Genomic DNA, 17,229 nt, shown 5'->3' with positions numbered 1-17,229 from the left:
GTACAAGGCAAATCAGGGGAATTGGGGACTGGTAACACCCGTTGCCACGGGGTCAAAAAAGCCGTTTTACCTCATCCTTAAGGATTTACCGGGCATTTTTTACGGTTTGGCGCTCAGTCTGGTATGGGAACGGACGATATAGTATGAAGTTAAAATAAAACTACGCAGAAACTCAGCGAGAGTGAGTAGAATAGCAAGTATTGTAAGAATTCATTTACGATTCGGTTCAAGTATGCCCTAACGACGAAGCTGAAGGCATACAGGGCGCGGTAGTACGTCCGGTAAGGGTAACAGCTTGCCAAATAGCTCGATCGGAAAAAGTGAAATATTGACCGGTCAAGCCTGTAACTATCAAGAAACTTCGCTATTAAACTACTGCTTGTAAAAACATTCATGCCTGTGATTGAAAGAAGACAAAATCGCAACCTACCCCAGATCAACGAAAACATTCGATACCCCACAATCCGGGTGATCGATACCGACGGCGGCCAACTAGGGATATTGACACCCGCAGAAGCGCTCCGTCTGGCAGAAGAAAAAGAACTCGACCTGGTACTTGTCAGCGACAAAGCTGACCCGCCCGTATGCCGGGTAATGGACTACGGGAAGTACAAGTTCGAGCAGGAAAAGAAAGCGCGAGAAGCCAAGCGGAAGCAGCACACTGCCGATGTCAAGGAAGTGAAGATGCGCTACAAAATTGAAGAACACGACTACCAAGTGCGCCTCAAGCTAGCAGACCGCTTTATCAAATCTGGAGATAAAGTAAAAGCCACGATCATGTTCAGAGGTCGGGAAATCCAACACAGCAACCTAGCAGAGGACTTGCTCAAGCGCATGGCCACAGATTTGCAGGAAATCGCCGAAGTGCAGCAAGCCCCGAAAAAGGAAGGGCGCAGTATGATGATGCTGCTGTCTCCCAAAAAACAGTAATAGGGCGATCGGTCATCAGTAGACCTATGCCATTGTTCAGCAGGCATCGAGCCTGCTCTTTACAAGCTTGGCTCTCGTGTCCGGTCGATTTACAAACATAAGATTGGTTCGTAGTGCGGACACTGACTGACGCAACCCAATAGCGGACACTGACTGACGCACTACGAACCGTTTTTGTGACGCAAATCGATCAGACAGGATCTGAGAGCAAAAGTCCAGTCATCAGTCAAGAGTCAAAGATTGGTGACGGTGGATTAATCGCTCCGCCCCAAAACCGATAGAAGTTTGCCACAGGAGTCGCGGACGCGCCAAAACAAAAATTTTAGACTCCTGTACTCGCTCTCACATTCACCGAGCCGCAAGTAAATCTAAAATCGAAAATCGAAATATTAACGCACCAGAAATGGAAAATTTTCAAATGGGCGCGATCGCCAGAGCAAGACAGGGAGTGCTGCGATCGCTCAACTTGCGATCGGAAGAATTAGAGCGAACCTTACTGATGTTCCTCGTCTACACTCTAACCTCCGTCGGGCTGATCTGGCTGGAATTGAGCACGGTAGGTTTGTTTTTAGACGAATTCGGTGCAGAAAAACTACCCTGGATTTATATAGCCAGCGCCTTTATCGGTTCGAGTCTGGGCTTTGTCTACTCGTGGATGCAAAAAATCCTGCCACTGAGGCGCACCGTCGTAGTTGTGATGGCAATGATGTCGGTACCGCTATTTTTGTTTCGATTCGGCATCGGCTACGAAAATACTAAGATAGCTGGCATCAGCATCGCTTTTATTACTATTTTTTTGATGTGGCTGTGGGTGGAAGCTTGCTATGTCCTCAACGACCTCAATACTTCTATCACTTCCAATCAACTTTTTAACATTCGAGAAATCAAGCGCACCTATCCGTTAGTCAGCAGCGGCTATCTAGTGGCTGGAGTAGTCAGCGGATTTTCTCTGCCAGTCTTGCTCTACGTAGTCAAACTCAAAAACGTTACCCTAATATCCGGGTTGATGGTGGCGGCAGGCTCGTTGCTGCTGTACTACCTCACGGAAAAATATAGCCAAGCATTCCCGGAAACTGCTCGGTGGACAGATGACGACGACGAAGACGACCAACAAGAATTTACCGCCCGCAAAGTTACTGGGCCTCTGCAAAAATACGCGATACCTCTAGTCAGTTTCTTCGTGCTGGCAGAAGTCGTCTACGTGCTGGTAGATTTTCAATTTTATAGCCAGTTAGAATACCAAAACCCGGGAGACGGAGCGAGCGGAGCTAGTTCGATTGCTAGCTTCCTGGGCATTTACGAAGGTATACAAGGTCTGTTTCAAGTGGCGACTCAGTGGTTTGCTTCCAGCCGCTTGGTAGAACGAATCGGTGTATTCGTGACGGCGATGATTTTGCCGGCGGGTATCGCTATTCTTGGGGTGCTGACTTTAGGAGCGTCCCTAGGCCAGCTAGTATCTGTGTTTATCGGGCTGATATTGCTGAGGTTTTTAGACGAACTGCTCCACTACACGCTGCTGGAAACTGTGAGTCCGGTTTTATTTCAACCGATTCCTGACAATATTCGATCGGGCATTCAAACTCTGGTCAACGGTGTGGGCGAACCTTTGTCCTGCGGAGCTACAGGAGTAGTTATCCTGGGGATGCTGTGGGTGACAGACAAGATACTCCCCCACGAAACCGAAAGCGCATTTCACGACCTGCAAAGCTTGGTATTCATCGGTACGATCGTAGTTTTGGCGCTGGTGTGGGTATTTGTGGTGTGGCTGATCCGCTCTCAATACGTAGGGCTGTTGGTCAAAAGTGCCGAACGCGGGCGCTTGGGCGTGACAGACGTTGACCTCAAGGCTCTCAAGCGCGCAGTGGTGGAAACTCTAGAACAGCCGGGGGGCGAAGATGAAAAGCGCTCTTGTATAGAACTGCTGACCCAAATTGACCCCAAAAATGTCGGAGAAGTTCTCGCACCTATTCTGGATTCGCTTTCGCCACTTTTGCAGCGCCAGAGCTTGGAAACTATGCTGCAACACCCGAACCCCGCATATTTAGAATTTGTCCGCGCACTCTCGCAACAACCATTGCCGCCGGAGGTGCTGGCTTTGGCTTTGCGCTACATCTGGCTGACGGAGGCTGAACCGAATATTGACAGTTTGCGGCCTTATTTGCAGCAGAATGTCGATCCGGTGGTGCGGGGTACGGCGGCTGCTTTAATTATGAGAAGGGGCGATCGCCAGCAAAAAGCAGAGGCTACTAACACGCTGCGCCAAATGCTGACGCACAAGCTGGAACGAGAACGGGTGATGGGGACGCGGGCTCTGGGAGAGGCTGATTATTTGCAAGGACTGCGGCTGTACATCCCCAATCTTTTGCAAGATGAATCTCTGCGAGTTCGCTGCGCTCTGTTAGACGTGATTTCGTCTACTCATTCGGAAGAATATTATCCTTCGCTGCTGCGGGGACTAGGTTACAAATCGACTAGGGAAGCGGCTTTGCAGGCTATAGTCAAACTTCACAACGATGCGATTCCTTTGCTGGTGTATTTGGCTGAGGATATCCACAAGCCGGATTTGGTCAGGTTGCAAGCTTGGACGGCTTTGGGTCAAATTGGGACTGTTGAGGCGATCGACATTTTGGTCAGCAATTTGATGACGGCTTGGGGAACTACGAGGCGCAACATCCTCCGCATCCTGTTGAAAATGCCTTCGGAAGCGGGGATAGAAGGGGTTCTAGACCGCATCGGCCGCAGCGGCTTGGAAACTCTCATCGAACAGGAGTTGATGTTTATCGGTCAAATTTATGCGGGTCTGGTAGATTTGTCTGGGGTAACGACCTATGACAATTTTTCCGATCGAGATCCTAACACCGCCGAGGTACCTGCGAACGATACGGCTCAATTGTTGCAGCGGGCTCTGGCGGGGTTGGAAGCTGATGCTAAGGATCGGTGTTTTTTGTTGATGAAGTTTCTTTATCCGCTGGACACGGTACAAGCTGCTGCTTTCAACATCGCTTCGGGCCAACCTTCTCTGGTGGCTAGGGGATTGGAAATTCTTGACAATACTGTGGATATAGTTAGGAAGCGATCGCTGATCAATTTGTTGGATCAGCACTCGGAAAGAGAAAAGTTGACCAATCTCTCTGAATTGATGGTTTACAAACCTCTAACTCCTAGCGATCGTTTGCGCCGCTTGCTAGAATTGCGCCACTTCCTTTCGGATTGGGCCTTGGCTTGCTGCTTTCATTTGGCGAAGGAGGCGCGCTGGAGTCTGACGGCTCAACAAACTCTCGTGTGTCTGCAACACCCGACGGGTTTTGTTCGCGAAGCAGTGTTAGCCTATTTGAAAATAGCTTCGCCGCGAGCTTTGCTCGAATTGTTGCCGAGGCTGCAAAATGACCCCGATCGTTTGGTATTCGCTCAAGTTGAAGAGATGATGGCAGAGTTAGGTGTTGGGGGGAAAAGGTAACATTAGTTAGTTGTTAGTTGTTAGTTGTTAGTTGTCAGTTGTCAGTTGTTAGTTGTTAGTTGTCAGTTGTCAGTTGTCAGTTGTTAGTTGTTAGTTGTTAGTTGTTAGTTGTCAGTTGTTAGTTGTCAGCCAACAGCCAACAGTCAACAGCCAACAGTCAACAGCCAACAGCCAACAGTTTTTATTCCCCCTGACCCTGTTTAAGTTTAAATCAATCACTGCATCGCATTATGCTAACTAGCGTCGAACGCCTATTGTTTGTCAGGGAAGTTCCGATCTTTAAGGAACTGCGAGATGATTTTCTTGTGCGTCTAGCATCGGTAATGGATGAACTTTCGTTCCCTTCCAAGCACAGGATTTTTACAGAAGGACAGGAAGGTCGATCGCTCTATATTTTGGTATCGGGAACGGTGCGGGTGCATATAGGCGATCGCGATTTGGCACAGTTGAAGGCGGGGGCTTGTTTCGGGGAAATGTCGCTGTTTGATGCGGAACCTCGATCGGCTTCTATTTCTACTCTGGAACAATCGGAGTGTTTGATGTTGACTCAAATGCAGCTTTATGATGCGATCGATGAAACGCCGGGAATTGCTGTTAATATTATTCGCTTGCTTTCGCGCCGGATTCGTGAATTGAATATAAAGTTGAATGCTAAAGAGGTGATTTTGTCGCCAGAGACTACTAGAGTTGCTGAAATGCGATAAAGTTTGGGAATCAGTCAGTAGTTAGTAGTCAGTTGTTAGTTGTTAGTAGTCAGTTATCAGTTGTTAGTTGGTAGGGGCGGTGGATGGTGCGTGCCCGCCCTCTTAGTAGTCAGTTTTCATTGGGGATTGGGAATTGGAAATTGGAAATTGGGCACAATTTATGTTTTGTAAAGCACCATGAAAGGATGAGTGCTGGTTTGGATTATATACTGATTTGTATCATAAGTTGTTGGCTAAACCCGCCCGTACAAATCTTCCTCATTCCTTATTCATTCTTCCTTATTTCTGCTTCCTTCTTCCCTCTTCCTTATTCCTTATTCATTCTTCTTTATTTCTGCTTCCTTCTTCCGACGGACTTACATCCTTTACATCCGTTACATCCGTTACATCCGTTACATAATCCGTTGCCGAACTTCCCCTCTTCCTTCTTCCTTCTTTTAGCAAACAATTAAAAACCCGGTTTCTGAAAAAACCGGGTTATTTAAATCGATGGTGAAGCGCGATTTGCTATCTAGACTATGCGGAAAATAAAAGGATAGCGGTAAGGTTGGTTGGGATTTTGCAAAATGTGGAGGATGGCCATGATTGTTAGTCCCCAATGAATTGCGAAACCTATCAAGCCTGCTAAGCCAAGTGTCACAAAAGATAGTGGAACCAAAATCAGACCGTACAACCATACATTCAGGTGAAAATTGATCGATTCTGTGGCGTTTTCTTTGACAACGGGGTCATCTGATACTAACAATACTGCGATCGGCGCTCCGATCGAGAACACTAACGTACTGAAAAAAATTGCCCCGTGACACACGAGTGATAGCAGCTTGCGCTTGTCGGAGTCGTACATATTACTTGTATTTCCTTGACTTTACTGATAATTTTACCTTCTATAGCAACTCTAGCACAGGCTATAATGGCGATCGGGTGATGATTCCCCTACTTACTTTGTGATGACAACAGAACTCGAAACTGAACTGCTAACTGCTGTGGAGCGCCGGCGCAACTTTGCCATTATCTCGCACCCTGATGCGGGTAAAACTACTTTGACAGAAAAGCTGCTGCTTTACGGAGGTGCAATTCACGAAGCAGGTTCTGTGAAAGCGCGGCGGGCCCAGCGACACGCTACCTCTGACTGGATGGCGATGGAACAGCAGCGGGGAATTTCGATTACTTCTACTGTTTTGCAGTTTGAGTATAAAAATTATCACATTAATCTGCTCGATACTCCGGGACACCAAGATTTTAGCGAAGATACTTATCGAACTCTGGCGGCGGCTGACAATGCGGTGATGCTTGAGGATGCTGCTAAGGGTTTGGAACCGCAAACTCGCAAGTTATTTGAAGTTTGTAAGTTGCGACGTCTGCCTATTTTTACTTTCTTTAATAAGCTCGATCGCCCTAGCAGAGATCCTTTGGATTTGTTGGACGAAATTGAGAAGGAATTGGGCTTACAGACTTATCCGGTAAATTGGCCGATCGGTACGGGCGATCGCTTTAAAGGCGTTTTTGACCGCAGAGGGCGAAAAATTCACTTGTTCGAGCGGAGTAAACACGGTTCTCGCGCGGCAGTTGATACCGTCATTGAATTGGGCGATCCGCGCATTGAGGATTTGTTAGAACAAGACCTTTACTATCAGCTTAAAGAAGAGTTGGAACTGCTGGATGAGTTAGGAACTGAACTGGATTTAGACTTGGTTCGCGCTGGGAAAATGACTCCGGTTTTCTTTGGCAGCGCGATGAGTAATTTTGGGGTAGAACTGTTTTTGGATGCGTTTTTAGATTACGCGATGAAGCCGATCGCCCGCAACAGCAGCGTCGGGGAACTTCCGCCAACTTACGAAGATTTTACCGGGTTTGTGTTTAAATTGCAAGCAAATATGGACCCGAGACACCGCGATCGCGTAGCGTTTATTCGGGTTTGTACGGGCAAGTTTGAAAAGGACATGAACGTGACTCACGCTCGCACTGGTAAAACAGTGCGTTTGTCAAGACCTCAAAAGTTATTTGCTCAGGATCGGGAGTCGATCGAGGTTGCGTATCCGGGCGATGTGATTGGTTTGAACAATCCGGGGGTTTTTGCGATCGGCGATACTATTTACACTGGGCAAAAACTGGAATATGAAGGAATTCCCTGTTTTTCACCGGAACTTTTTGCTGTTTTGAGAAATCCCAATCCTTCTAAATTTAAGCAGTTCCGCAAAGGTGTTTCCGAGTTGCAGGAAGAGGGCGCAGTACAAATTATGTATTCGGCTGACGAGTCGAAACGCGAACCAATTTTGGCAGCAGTAGGACAGTTGCAATTTGAGGTGGTGCAGTTCAGAATGCAGTCGGAATACAATGTGGAAACGACGATCGAGATGTTACCTTACAGTGTAGCCCGTTGGGTTGACGGCGGTTGGGATGCGCTGGCTAAGGTTGGACGGCTGTTTAATACGGTGACGGTGAAAGATACTTGGGGAAGGCCGGTTTTGCTGTTTAGAAATGACTGGAATTGCCGGCAGGTGGAAGGGGAGCATCCTGTTTTGAAGTTAAATGCGATCGCCCCTGTGGTTTCTGGTTTGGCTGTTAGCGCGGAGTGAGCGTTATACCAATTTCATAAAATAGCGCTAGATCTTACCCCCCAACCTCCCCTTACTAAGGGGGCTAAGACTTTGATCTCGCAACTTACAGCAGAGAAAACTGTAGGAGGAGCTTAAGTTAGAATACGGTTTACTTAAGTTATAAGTTGTAGGGTGCGTCGCTCGTTTAATCTGGCGTTGGGGGGCGAAAGTTGTTCTTGGTGGCGCACCCTACGTTCACTCCTACCAATCCAGTTAAAAACAATGCAAACCAGAGTCCAATTATAGCTTTTTTGAATGAAACAATTCACATTTCTAATTTTTCTGTGCGGCCAGTGATATCTTAAACTGTTTTCCCACATAACTCAATGAATCTGCTAAATGTTTGTGCCAATAATTCCAACCGACATCAGGGCCAACAATCCCGTGTCCGCCCGGAAATTTGTTGAACTCGTTAGCAACACCCAAACGGTTTAATTGTTCGTGAAACTGTTGCGTAGAAATTAGAAATTCCTTGTCTTCTTCCCCAGCATCCAAATAAGCGCGCAACCGCTGTTTATCTTTAACATAAATTTTTTCAACTAAATATTTAGGACTGTTAGCCTTGCCGCTTTGGTCGGTAAAATAACCGCTGTGGCTGAACAGAATATTAAAATTATTCAAGTAACGCAAACCCATATTAAAAGCTCCCCAACCCCCCGAAGATTGTCCTCCCATTGCCCAGAATTTGGGGTCTTGCTGCGTTCTGTAACGCGATTTGACGATTTGAACCAACTCGGAGCCGATCGCGCTTCCCACCTTACCGTTGGGCCCGTCAAAATACTGCGGGTCCCACAAAGGACTCGTACCCCGCTTGTCGTTCCCGTCAGGAGTAATTACAATTGATGGCGGCAATCTTTTGCTTTTATATAAATCGTGAAGCACAGAAGTAACAGCGGCTTTGTCCTGATAAGCACGCGCGTCTCCGTGCCCGCCGTGCAGCAAAAAAATGACTGGATAGCGCTGTTTGGGATTTTTTGCGTACCCAGGCGGCAAAATTAAGCCGTAGGTGCGCTCTGAATTCATAGCTGCACTTTTATATGTTTTGAGTTGAAAATTTAAGTCAGCATCAGCCACTACTTTCGGAGGGTCTAACTGAGGTGCTCCGGCAATAAAAACGTACCAGTATCCACTCGCACCGAGGAGGAGGATTGTACCGGCACCGATACCTAAAACTTTTCCCAGCCACTTAGGCATAGTTTCAATCTCTCTTTTTTGTTTGCGATCGCAATCCGTACATTATATGCAAGTATATTGTAGAACTGTAGGTGAGGTCGATCGCACATTTTGCAGCTAAACTGCAACGGTCTCTGGGGCCCGTTCCACAGTTAAACTGCAACGATGTTAAATTCTTCAATTCTTTAATCTAAAATGGTATGACTTATCGAAATCCCGCTCCTACAGTTGATATTATCATCGAATTAGCCGATCGCCCGCACCGCCCGATCGTACTCATCGAACGCCGCAATATTCCCTACGGCTGGGCAATTCCCGGCGGTTTTGTCGATTACGGGGAATCGGTAGAAACGGCGGCAAAACGCGAAGCTTTAGAAGAAACGAGTTTGAATGTAGAATTAATTGAGCAGTTTTACGTTTATTCTGACCCAAATCGCGACGCCCGTGAACACACTATCAGTATTGTATTCTTGGCTTCTGCAACGGGCGAACCTCAAGCCGCCGACGATGCTAAAAATTTACAATTTTTTGACTCTTGGCAGATTCCCCATCAATTATGTTTCGATCACGATCGCATTTTACGAGATTATTGGCGTTACCGTCATTATGGATTGCGTCCGCGTTTGTAGGGTGAGGATTTTTTAACCGCAGATGCACGCAGATTAACGCAGATTGATTGTGATGATTTATCTGTGATTTATCTGTGTTAATCTGCGGTTAAATTCATCAAACTCAATTCTATGCAAAGCTTGACAATATTAGGCGGAGGTGCTTGGGGTTCGGCACTGGCAAATCTGGGAGGCAAAAAAGGAGCTCGAGTTAATTTGTGGTCGCGCAGCAGTTCTGTTAATCTAGAATCAGTTATAACAGGTGCGGATGTTGTTGTTTCCGCAGTTTCGATGAAAGGAGTTGGAGCAACGGTCGATCGACTTTTGGCTTTACAGTTAAGTCCCGATACAATTATAGTTACTGTCACCAAAGGTTTAGATCCCGCGAGTACGCGCACTCCCTCTCAAATTTGGCAAAATGCGTTTCCTAACAATTCAATTGTGGTACTTTCTGGCCCCAATCTTTCCGAGGAAATTCAGCAAGGATTGCCGGCTGCAACGGTAGCGGCGAGTTGGGATTTAGCTGCGGCCAAGCAAGTGCAAAATATTTACAGTTCTGATATTTTTCGGGTTTATGTGAATGAAGACCCGCTGGGGACTGAGTTAGGTGGAACTTTGAAAAATGTATTTGCGATCGCGGCTGGAGTTTGCGACGGTTTACAATTAGGAACTAATGCTAAATCTGCTTTGCTGACTCGCGCTTTGCCGGAAATGATTCGGGTGGGAGTTCGTTTGGGAGCTCGTGCAGAAACTTTTTATGGTTTGTCTGGTTTGGGAGATTTGCTCGCTACTTGCAACAGTCCTTTATCGCGCAATTATCGGGTTGGTTTCGGGTTAGCTAAAGGCAAATCTTTAGAGGAAGTTTTGCAGGAATTGCAGAGCACGGCTGAGGGGGTCAATACTACTAATGTGTTGATTGATTTAGCTAATCAACGCGGCATTGAAGTGCCTGTTTCTCGTCAAGTTTATCGCTTATTAAATGGTGAAATTACTCCTGAACAAGCTGTTTTATCGCTGATGGAACGAGCTTTGAAACCGGAGATTTTATAACCTGTACCACTAGATAGGTAAGGACTTAAGCAAAGCCTAAGTCCCTACCCGTAGCTGAAGTTTCAAGGATTTGCCTCACCAGTTGCTAGTTATGAATTAAGAGTTGTAAGCGACATTGGTTGAGCGGTCAGATTGATGTTTCCATCGCTCGGTAGAGAAAGAGTTTAAGGAATTGAAGATGAGTTGTGAATCCAAAACTCTTTAACTCATAGCTGCTACTACTTAACTCTTAAATAGCTGCTACTACTTAACTCTTAAGCTGTTCATCATTTAAATTTTCGAGGCGATCTAAGCCAGTAAAGCGTTTCAACCTCTGAAACACGCATTTTAAATGCACAACAGCTTAACTCATAACTCATAACTTGCAGAGCGAGTTGCACCAGCTTTACATCTTGCCTTGCTGCATTACCTGTTGAAGGTGCTGCCGAATTTCCTGCGCGTGCTCCATGTCAGCTTGCTGCAATTTTTGAAACAGCTCAGCACAAGGCTGAGAACCGGTTTCTTGAGCATCTTTCATGTAAGTATCGTAGGCTTTCAAAGCTTCAGACTTGTTGTGCAAAACTGTTAACAAATCATACTCGAGGTTGCTGATGACTGTACTACCGTTAGTGTTCATAAACTGACCTTCTGCTAGGATTTGTTCCAAGTTTGACCTATCCAGAGATGACTGTTCATCTGTCTAGAAGGGTAGATAATTTTTACTTTCCGCCGTAATAAAACGCAACTTCTTTCTCTTTCAGCGGTGCGAAGTCAGCAGCAACGAGCATTTTATCGAGCTCGTTTTGAGGCAGATGTTTGACACCGATTCGGACAATGCGCGATCGCATTGTATTTGACACGCCACTGCGCTGTCTCCCGGCTTCTAATCCCATCACTTGCTTGTAGAGGTCTAATTTTGCTTGCGGAATCGGAGTACCGTCAAAGTCTATTCCCGAGGCGATCGCAACATCGATCGCATCTGCACCAGTTGTAGATTGAGCCGCTGAGTTTGTTTCTGAAGACATTGTGGTGTGATATTAAAGTTTGCTGTGGGAGTATTTTATCAGAAAACTCTTGACTTTAGTCAAATTTGTCAATACTAATATTTGACATTTCCCGAATATGTGACACCAACCCGAAAGTCCGCCTGGGGTTTAAACCCGTCGCAAAGCTAAAATCCGCGCTCAGCAGATTAAAGATAAAGAAGGATTTTTACTGTGATGTAATATGAATTTTACTATTGCTATCGGGAACGATATGAGCGGACTAAAGTCCGCACTACGAACCGTTTTTGTTGTGGCGATCAATTATACAGGGGTTAAAACCTCTGATATAATTTTTGACTAAAAAACTGGCAGGCTTAACTATAAAAAAAGCTGACTAGCTTGCCGCAAATCCACGTTTCCCCCGCTGACAATCACGCCAATTTTCATATTTTCAGCTTTGACAACTCCTGACAGCAAAGCCGCTGCTGCTAACACTCCCGTGGGTTCGACAACTATCTTCATTCGTTCCCACATAAAAAACATTGTAGTGCGAATTGCCTCTTCCGAAACTGTTGCCATATCGTCCACATAATGCAGCACTAAAGGAAAAGTCAATTTCCCTAAAGATGGCGTGCGCGCGCCGTCAGCAATAGTATCGGGGTTGCTAACAGTTTGCAGGGTTTTTGTGCGGAACGATCGCGCTGCATCATCTGCTCGATCGGGTTCTACTCCGATTATTTTACACTGGGGAGACAAAGTTTTGGCTGCGATCGCGCATCCCGACAGCAAACCCCCGCCGCCGCAGCAAACTAAAAGCAAATCCAACTCTCCAACTTCTGCGATTAATTCCAGCGCCGCCGTACCTTGTCCTGCAATCACCCGCGCGTCATCATAAGGAGGAATAATTGTCAAGTTTCTTTCCCCAGCAATTTGGGCAGCGAGCTCTTCGCGGGAAACTTGAGTTCGATCGTACACAATAATCTCGGCACCGTAGCCGCGAGTCGCCTCTTGCTTGACTTTGGGCGCATCGGCAGGCATCACCACAGTAGCAGGAATTGCGAGCAACCGTGCGGCAAGGGCGATCGCCTGCGCGTGATTTCCCGAAGAAAAAGTCACAACTCCCCGCTGTTTTTCGGCTTCAGATAGCTGCATCAAAGCATTGCAAGCACCGCGAAATTTAAACGAACCCGTCCGCTGAAAGTTTTCGCACTTGAAAAATACTTGAGAATGAGTTTGTTTGTTCAGGGTCTCCGAAGTCAGCACCGGAGTCTTGAAAGCTTTGCCCTGCAAGCGCTTCGCCGCCGCTTCCACATCGGCAAAACAGACTGGAAAGGGATTTTTATCAGCAAGCTTGGGTGTCATATTTTGCTGCGTCTGGTGCTTGGGGCGAACATTACCATAGATCGAGTCAGAGTAGTATCACTTTTAATGATAAGACATATCAGAAATATTTATCACTTAACTATTGCAACTAATTACCAAAAGAACTGTAAAATAAAATCAAAATTATTGCCATAAGTTATCACATAGCAACAACTAAGTAGGAGAGCGATTTAATGAATGTAAATTTTAAAGCGTTAGCAAGCGTTAGCGTCGGATTGTTGCTGTTAGGGGGTTTGACGGCGAATGCAGTGGGAATGGGGCAAAAGGCGATCGCCCAAACAACGCAGCAGGGCGATCCTCTTCGAGGGCTTCGCCAACGAGATTTAAGAGCACAAGCTCCGATAAATCGCATTAGAATCGTATTTGCCAACCGCAGAGATGCTACGGACTTGCAAAATAAAGCCAATCAAGTAGCGCAAATACTTTCCAAAGAAATCGGAATGCCCGTCGATGCAGTCATCGGCGACGAAACCGCCGCCGTAGAAGCATTGAGGGCCAACAGAGCAGATGTAGCATTTGTAGCAGGGCGCGCGGCATTAAAAGCAGAACAATTAGCCAAAGCGCGGATGTATTTAGCAGAAGTTCGCAGCGATTATTCCGGCGGAAATACCTACAATTCCGTGTTTGTAGTGCGCCAAGACAATCCCCTGCGCCCGAAAGGTTCAGCAAAACAAACCCTCGAACAATTGAAAGGCAAAAAAATGGCTTTCACCTCTCGAACTTCCGGTTCGGGATTCATTTTCCCAATCTCAGAATTAGTGGGTCAAGGATTAGTTTCAGGGCCGGATAGACTGGAGAGCTTTTTCGGAAATGTCACCTACGGTGACGGTTACAGCAGCGCTTTGCAATCTGTTTTAAGAGGTCAAGCAGATGTCGCAGTTGTCTCCGAATACGCTATGCTACCGCCTTGGATTACAGCGGAAGAAGGTAAGAAATTGCGAGTTTTGCAAGAAGTTAACGGAGTGCCAGCCCACGGAATTGTAATTGACGATCGCGTTCCTGCACCGATGCGCGAAAAACTGATTAATGCTTTCATGAAAATGAACGAACCAGCAAACAATCAATTGTTCCGCAGTTTGTACAATTCTCAGAAATTGGTAAAAGTCGATCACGCGCGCCATTTATCAACCTTGCGCCAAGCTTTGGTGCGCGCTAAACTCGAACCATAAAATCAAGGTTCGTAGCGAGAGTAAAGGTTCGCAGTGAAGGCTTCAGTTCGCAAAAAAAGAAGGACTGAAGTCCTCACTACGAACCGATTTTATTGTTACCCATCGAGGAGACAGTATAGCCTTTCTGTGCTCTCATATAAGGCATAGGGCATAGGGCATAGGGCATTCGGCATAGGGCATAGGGCATACCTCACTTTTTTGAGAAAGGCTATATATTAATGGCAAAGTCGATCGACAAATAGTGACCAAATTAACACGCCCAATTAAAAATTAATATAAATAGCTAATTTTTTTTCTTCCTTCTTCCTTCTTCCCGATCACGTTGTACGGAAACTCGGAGGCGACAGCACTAATGACTAATAACTAATGACTAATGACTTCTTCCTTCTTCCGTCGGACTTACATCCGTTACATAATCCGTTGCCGAACTTCTTCTTATGACTATAGAATGCAGCCAATTAAAAACAGCTTATTCAACCGCGCTAAACCGCCCGATTTTGAACGGAATTGATTGCCAAATAAAACAAGGCGAATTTGTAGCGCTTCTCGGTTTAAACGGTGCTGGAAAATCTACACTTCTCCGTTCATTTGTCGGATTAGTCCCCGTCAAAACAGGAGAAATTCGGATTAACGATACAATCATAACTCCGCGCACTCTGAGACGAATTCGGCGCGATATTGGCTTAATTTTTCAAGGTGGCGGGTTGGTAAAACAGTCACCCGCGATCGACAATGTGCTTTGTGGTTGCTTGGGAAGCTTAAATACTTGGGAGACTTTGTGGGGTTTTCCGAAACAGCAGCGCGATCGAGCATTTGACTTACTAGCAGACTTCGGACTCAAAGACCTAGCATATCAAAAAACCAGACTGCTCAGCGGCGGACAACAGCAAAGAGTCGCCATCGCCCGCGCCTTAATCCAATCCCCCCAGATTTTACTCGCCGACGAGCCCACCAGCGGATTAGACGTAATCGCCGCCCAACAAGTAATGGAAATCCTCGCCCAACTGCACCAAAAACAAGCAATGACCGTAGTTGTAGTATTGCACGATTTAGGAATGGCCAGCACCTATGCCGATCGGGCGATCGTCCTAGATGCCGGTCAGATAGTTTATGATGGCAAATGCCACAACCTGTCCGACAAACTCAGCCAACTAACACCTCCCAAAGTAGAAGTCTAAACTCCTATCTTCTCCCCTCTTCCTTCGCGCCCTTCGCGTCTTCGCGGTTCGTTTAAAAAAAATTAAAAATCAACGCAAATGACCGAAAAAAAAGCAACTAATCCCTCAAAAAATCCTGGCTGGATTAAAAATATTGGTATCGCAGCAGGCTTAATTGTACTTTACGGTTGGGCGCTGCGGGGACTAGAAATTGATGCAGAAACCCTGACCAACAGTTGGCCTTACATGACTGATTTTATTTCGCGCTTGTGGCCGCCAAATCTCGAAATAATTGACGTAGCAATTAAAGCTTTAATCGAAACAGTTCAAATGTCATTGTGGGGAACGACATTCGGAGCAATTTTGTCGATCCCAATTGCGATTTGCAGCGCCCGCAATATAGCACCAAAGTGGTTGCGTTGGTTGGCTAATTTATTGCAAAATGCCGTGCGTTCAGTACCTTCAATTGTGCTGGGATTGTTGTTTGTATCCGCGACTGGTTTGGGCGCGCCGGCCGGTACTTTAGCGCTGGCCATTTATACGATCGGCTATCTTGCTAAATTTTATCAGGAGGCGATCGAATCTGTGGAAGCGCGATCGGTCGAATCCTTAGAAGTAGTCGGTGCATCTTGGCTGCAAGTAGCGCAATACGGAATTTTCCCGCAGGTATTGCCGCTAGCCCTCGGTTACACGCTGTGGATGTTTGAGTACAACATTCGGGCCGCTTCGGTGTTGGGAGTAGTGGGCGCTGGCGGCATTGGTTTTGAATTAGTCAATTATATCAGGTCTTTTGAATACAATAAAGCAACAACAATGATGTTAGTGCTGTTAGTTGTAGTCACGGTGATAGATATTATTAGCAGCAATTGGCGGCAGCGGTTGGAAACAAAATAAAAATAGGTTGAGAAACAAAAGAAGGACGCAGCATTGCCGTGTCCTTCTTTTATTGGGACACAGCAATGCTGTGTCCCCGCGCATATCCCCGATATTCAGATCAGAATTCTTGCCCTTTAGAACAAGACCACTTCAGAATTACCGGAAACTCCAAAATCGACACTCACAGTAGCAAACAAACTGTTGCCACCAACCGTAGAACCGTTGCTATCGTAATACAGCTTAGTAGATGCAGACAAACTGTCGTAGATAGCCATGATCGACGGCCCGGTTAAAGTTGCTTCTAACGCAGTTACAGAAACTGTGCTGCTGTAAGCGTAGAAACTGGAGCCCAAAGGCCCGGCGACCGCTCCCAATCCGATAAAAGCAGACTGGTCAATGTTAATTACATCATCAACAATGCTGTAATCGGTAATGATATCCCCGCCACCAGCAGTAGTTCCGGCGAACACAAACACATCAGCACCAAGCCCGCCGCTGAGAACATTTGTTCCCGCACCACCGGTTAAAGTATCATTCCCGTCGCCGCCGAAGAGAGTATCGCTACCCGCGCCACCGAAGAGACTGTCATTACCAGCGCCACCGGAGATGCTGTCATCACCCGCGCCACCGTCGAAAATATCAGCACCAGAGCCACCGTTCAAAATATCGGAGAACTCAGTACCAGTGACGTTATTACCGCTCGCATCTCCAGTAAATAAAACAGGAGTGCTGAAATTGTAACCGCCAGCACCAGAACCGAAGTTGTTAAAGGCTACGGGGAAAGTATTCCCAGCAGCAGTTAAATCAGCAACGCTACCCGACGAGCTAGGAGAAGTTGCAACCGGAGCACTGGTAATCGTCCCTGTAAACACAAAGTCCGCAGTTCCCAAATTGCCAGCAGCAGTACCCAAGTTCGCAATAATTGTCGAACCGCCCGTCACCGTACCGTTCGAGTCAAACACCAACACAGTTTCGTTCGACGCATTGCTGTAGGCGAAGAAACCAGCACTTGTAGAACTGCCCAAAGCAGACGCTTGTGCAGCTTCCACCGTTGCATAAGTTCCGCCGGTGAAAATCACCAACTCTTTGCCAGTAATGTCAGGAGTTGAACCCGTCACACCGTCAAAGTTAGTAGTAGTCAAATTGCCAAATTCGCTGGC

At 46.5% G+C, this 17,229-nt stretch carries 16 protein-coding genes; 9 read left to right on the top strand and 7 right to left on the bottom strand.

Annotated elements, in window-relative coordinates; genetic code table 11:
• The first annotated feature begins 393 nt into the window (after positions 1–393).
• The 3 genes from infC to QUA01_RS04000 all read left to right on the top strand — a co-directional run bounded on the left by infC (position 394) and on the right by QUA01_RS04000 (position 5,091).
• Complete coding sequence (gene infC / locus QUA01_RS04010; RefSeq protein ID WP_194008541.1) at positions 394–930, top strand: translation initiation factor IF-3; 537 nt, start codon at positions 394–396, stop codon at positions 928–930.
• A 403-nt stretch (positions 931–1,333) separates the two neighbouring features.
• Positions 1,334–4,387 carry a HEAT repeat domain-containing protein gene (locus tag QUA01_RS04005; protein WP_333087022.1) on the top strand — a complete coding sequence of 1,018 codons (3,054 nt, stop codon included), beginning with the start codon at positions 1,334–1,336 and terminating at the stop codon, positions 4,385–4,387.
• Positions 4,388–4,617: 230 nt separating this feature from the next.
• Entirely contained in the window at positions 4,618–5,091 is a 474-nt protein-coding gene (locus tag QUA01_RS04000; RefSeq protein ID WP_333087021.1) for a Crp/Fnr family transcriptional regulator, read from the top strand.
• 318 nt (positions 5,092–5,409) lie between these two features.
• Here the strand turns inward: QUA01_RS04000 and QUA01_RS03995 are convergent, their stop codons facing one another.
• A complete protein-coding gene (locus QUA01_RS03995) occupies positions 5,410–5,535 on the bottom strand; it encodes a hypothetical protein (protein WP_333087019.1) in 126 nt (41 codons plus the stop codon).
• Positions 5,536–5,602: 67 nt separating this feature from the next.
• On the bottom strand, positions 5,603–5,935 hold the full coding sequence (locus QUA01_RS03990; RefSeq protein WP_333087018.1) for a DUF4870 domain-containing protein: 333 nt from the start codon (positions 5,933–5,935) through the stop codon (positions 5,603–5,605).
• A gap of 103 nt (positions 5,936–6,038) precedes the next feature.
• Between QUA01_RS03990 and prfC the strand changes: the two genes are divergently transcribed.
• Positions 6,039–7,667: a peptide chain release factor 3 gene (prfC, locus tag QUA01_RS03985; protein ID WP_333087017.1), complete on the top strand. Its 1,629-nt coding sequence runs from the start codon at positions 6,039–6,041 to the stop codon at positions 7,665–7,667.
• 294 nt (positions 7,668–7,961) lie between these two features.
• On the opposite strand, the gene QUA01_RS03980 is transcribed toward prfC, so the two are convergent.
• Complete coding sequence (locus QUA01_RS03980; RefSeq protein ID WP_333087016.1) at positions 7,962–8,882, bottom strand: alpha/beta hydrolase; 921 nt, start codon at positions 8,880–8,882, stop codon at positions 7,962–7,964.
• A gap of 179 nt (positions 8,883–9,061) precedes the next feature.
• Here QUA01_RS03980 and QUA01_RS03975 point away from each other — a divergent pair, with 179 nt between their 5' ends.
• Positions 9,062–9,490, top strand: a complete 429-nt coding sequence (locus QUA01_RS03975; RefSeq protein ID WP_333087015.1) for an NUDIX hydrolase — start codon at positions 9,062–9,064, stop codon at positions 9,488–9,490.
• 111 nt (positions 9,491–9,601) lie between these two features.
• Positions 9,602–10,519 carry an NAD(P)H-dependent glycerol-3-phosphate dehydrogenase gene (locus tag QUA01_RS03970; RefSeq protein ID WP_333087014.1) on the top strand — a complete coding sequence of 306 codons (918 nt, stop codon included), beginning with the start codon at positions 9,602–9,604 and terminating at the stop codon, positions 10,517–10,519.
• 385 nt (positions 10,520–10,904) lie between these two features.
• Here QUA01_RS03970 and QUA01_RS03965 read toward each other — a convergent pair whose 3' ends face one another.
• The 3 genes from QUA01_RS03965 to QUA01_RS03955 all read right to left on the bottom strand — a co-directional run bounded on the left by QUA01_RS03965 (position 10,905) and on the right by QUA01_RS03955 (position 12,846).
• Positions 10,905–11,135, bottom strand: a complete 231-nt coding sequence (locus tag QUA01_RS03965) for a hypothetical protein (protein WP_333087013.1) — start codon at positions 11,133–11,135, stop codon at positions 10,905–10,907.
• An 82-nt stretch (positions 11,136–11,217) separates the two neighbouring features.
• A complete protein-coding gene (locus QUA01_RS03960) occupies positions 11,218–11,523 on the bottom strand; it encodes a small RNA NsiR4-regulated ssr1528 family protein (RefSeq protein ID WP_333087012.1) in 306 nt (101 codons plus the stop codon).
• Between the two features lie 339 nt (positions 11,524–11,862).
• On the bottom strand, positions 11,863–12,846 hold the full coding sequence (locus QUA01_RS03955; protein ID WP_333087011.1) for a threo-3-hydroxy-L-aspartate ammonia-lyase: 984 nt from the start codon (positions 12,844–12,846) through the stop codon (positions 11,863–11,865).
• 194 nt (positions 12,847–13,040) lie between these two features.
• On the opposite strand from QUA01_RS03955, the gene QUA01_RS03950 reads away from it, so the two are divergent.
• The 3 genes from QUA01_RS03950 to phnE all read left to right on the top strand — a co-directional run bounded on the left by QUA01_RS03950 (position 13,041) and on the right by phnE (position 16,087).
• A complete protein-coding gene (locus QUA01_RS03950) occupies positions 13,041–14,036 on the top strand; it encodes a phosphate/phosphite/phosphonate ABC transporter substrate-binding protein (protein ID WP_333087010.1) in 996 nt (331 codons plus the stop codon).
• A 437-nt stretch (positions 14,037–14,473) separates the two neighbouring features.
• The gene (locus QUA01_RS03945; RefSeq protein ID WP_333087008.1) at positions 14,474–15,214 is read left to right on the top strand and encodes a phosphonate ABC transporter ATP-binding protein; all 741 of its coding nucleotides are present in this window, start codon (positions 14,474–14,476) and stop codon (positions 15,212–15,214) included.
• 78 nt (positions 15,215–15,292) lie between these two features.
• On the top strand, positions 15,293–16,087 hold the full coding sequence (gene phnE, locus QUA01_RS03940) for a phosphonate ABC transporter, permease protein PhnE (RefSeq protein ID WP_333087007.1): 795 nt from the start codon (positions 15,293–15,295) through the stop codon (positions 16,085–16,087).
• Between the two features lie 116 nt (positions 16,088–16,203).
• Here the strand turns inward: phnE and QUA01_RS03935 are convergent.
• Positions 16,204–17,229: calcium-binding protein (locus QUA01_RS03935; protein ID WP_333087005.1), on the bottom strand; the 1,026-nt coding region annotated here is incomplete at its 5' end.

This window comes from Microcoleus sp. S36a_B3 (assembly GCF_036700745.1).
Taxonomy (GTDB): domain Bacteria; phylum Cyanobacteriota; class Cyanobacteriia; order Cyanobacteriales; family Microcoleaceae; genus Microcoleus.
The sequence above is the reverse complement of the archived record's forward strand: the minus strand, read 5'-3'. Positions and strand labels throughout refer to the sequence as shown.

What these genes read in the sequence shown, in the direction of transcription:
- infC (WP_194008541.1), top strand. Translation starts at nt 394, where the DNA reads ATGCCTGTGATTGAAAGAAGACAAAATCGCAACCTACCCCAGATCAAC.
- QUA01_RS04005 (WP_333087022.1), top strand. Translation starts at nt 1,334, where the DNA reads ATGGAAAATTTTCAAATGGGCGCGATCGCCAGAGCAAGACAGGGAGTG.
- QUA01_RS04000 (WP_333087021.1), top strand. Translation starts at nt 4,618, where the DNA reads ATGCTAACTAGCGTCGAACGCCTATTGTTTGTCAGGGAAGTTCCGATC.
- QUA01_RS03990 (WP_333087018.1), bottom strand. Translation starts at nt 5,935, where the DNA reads ATGTACGACTCCGACAAGCGCAAGCTGCTATCACTCGTGTGTCACGGG.
- prfC (WP_333087017.1), top strand. Translation starts at nt 6,039, where the DNA reads ATGACAACAGAACTCGAAACTGAACTGCTAACTGCTGTGGAGCGCCGG.
- QUA01_RS03980 (WP_333087016.1), bottom strand. Translation starts at nt 8,882, where the DNA reads ATGCCTAAGTGGCTGGGAAAAGTTTTAGGTATCGGTGCCGGTACAATC.
- QUA01_RS03975 (WP_333087015.1), top strand. Translation starts at nt 9,062, where the DNA reads ATGACTTATCGAAATCCCGCTCCTACAGTTGATATTATCATCGAATTA.
- QUA01_RS03970 (WP_333087014.1), top strand. Translation starts at nt 9,602, where the DNA reads ATGCAAAGCTTGACAATATTAGGCGGAGGTGCTTGGGGTTCGGCACTG.
- QUA01_RS03965 (WP_333087013.1), bottom strand. Translation starts at nt 11,135, where the DNA reads ATGAACACTAACGGTAGTACAGTCATCAGCAACCTCGAGTATGATTTG.
- QUA01_RS03960 (WP_333087012.1), bottom strand. Translation starts at nt 11,523, where the DNA reads ATGTCTTCAGAAACAAACTCAGCGGCTCAATCTACAACTGGTGCAGAT.
- QUA01_RS03955 (WP_333087011.1), bottom strand. Translation starts at nt 12,846, where the DNA reads ATGACACCCAAGCTTGCTGATAAAAATCCCTTTCCAGTCTGTTTTGCC.
- QUA01_RS03950 (WP_333087010.1), top strand. Translation starts at nt 13,041, where the DNA reads ATGAATGTAAATTTTAAAGCGTTAGCAAGCGTTAGCGTCGGATTGTTG.
- QUA01_RS03945 (WP_333087008.1), top strand. Translation starts at nt 14,474, where the DNA reads ATGACTATAGAATGCAGCCAATTAAAAACAGCTTATTCAACCGCGCTA.
- phnE (WP_333087007.1), top strand. Translation starts at nt 15,293, where the DNA reads ATGACCGAAAAAAAAGCAACTAATCCCTCAAAAAATCCTGGCTGGATT.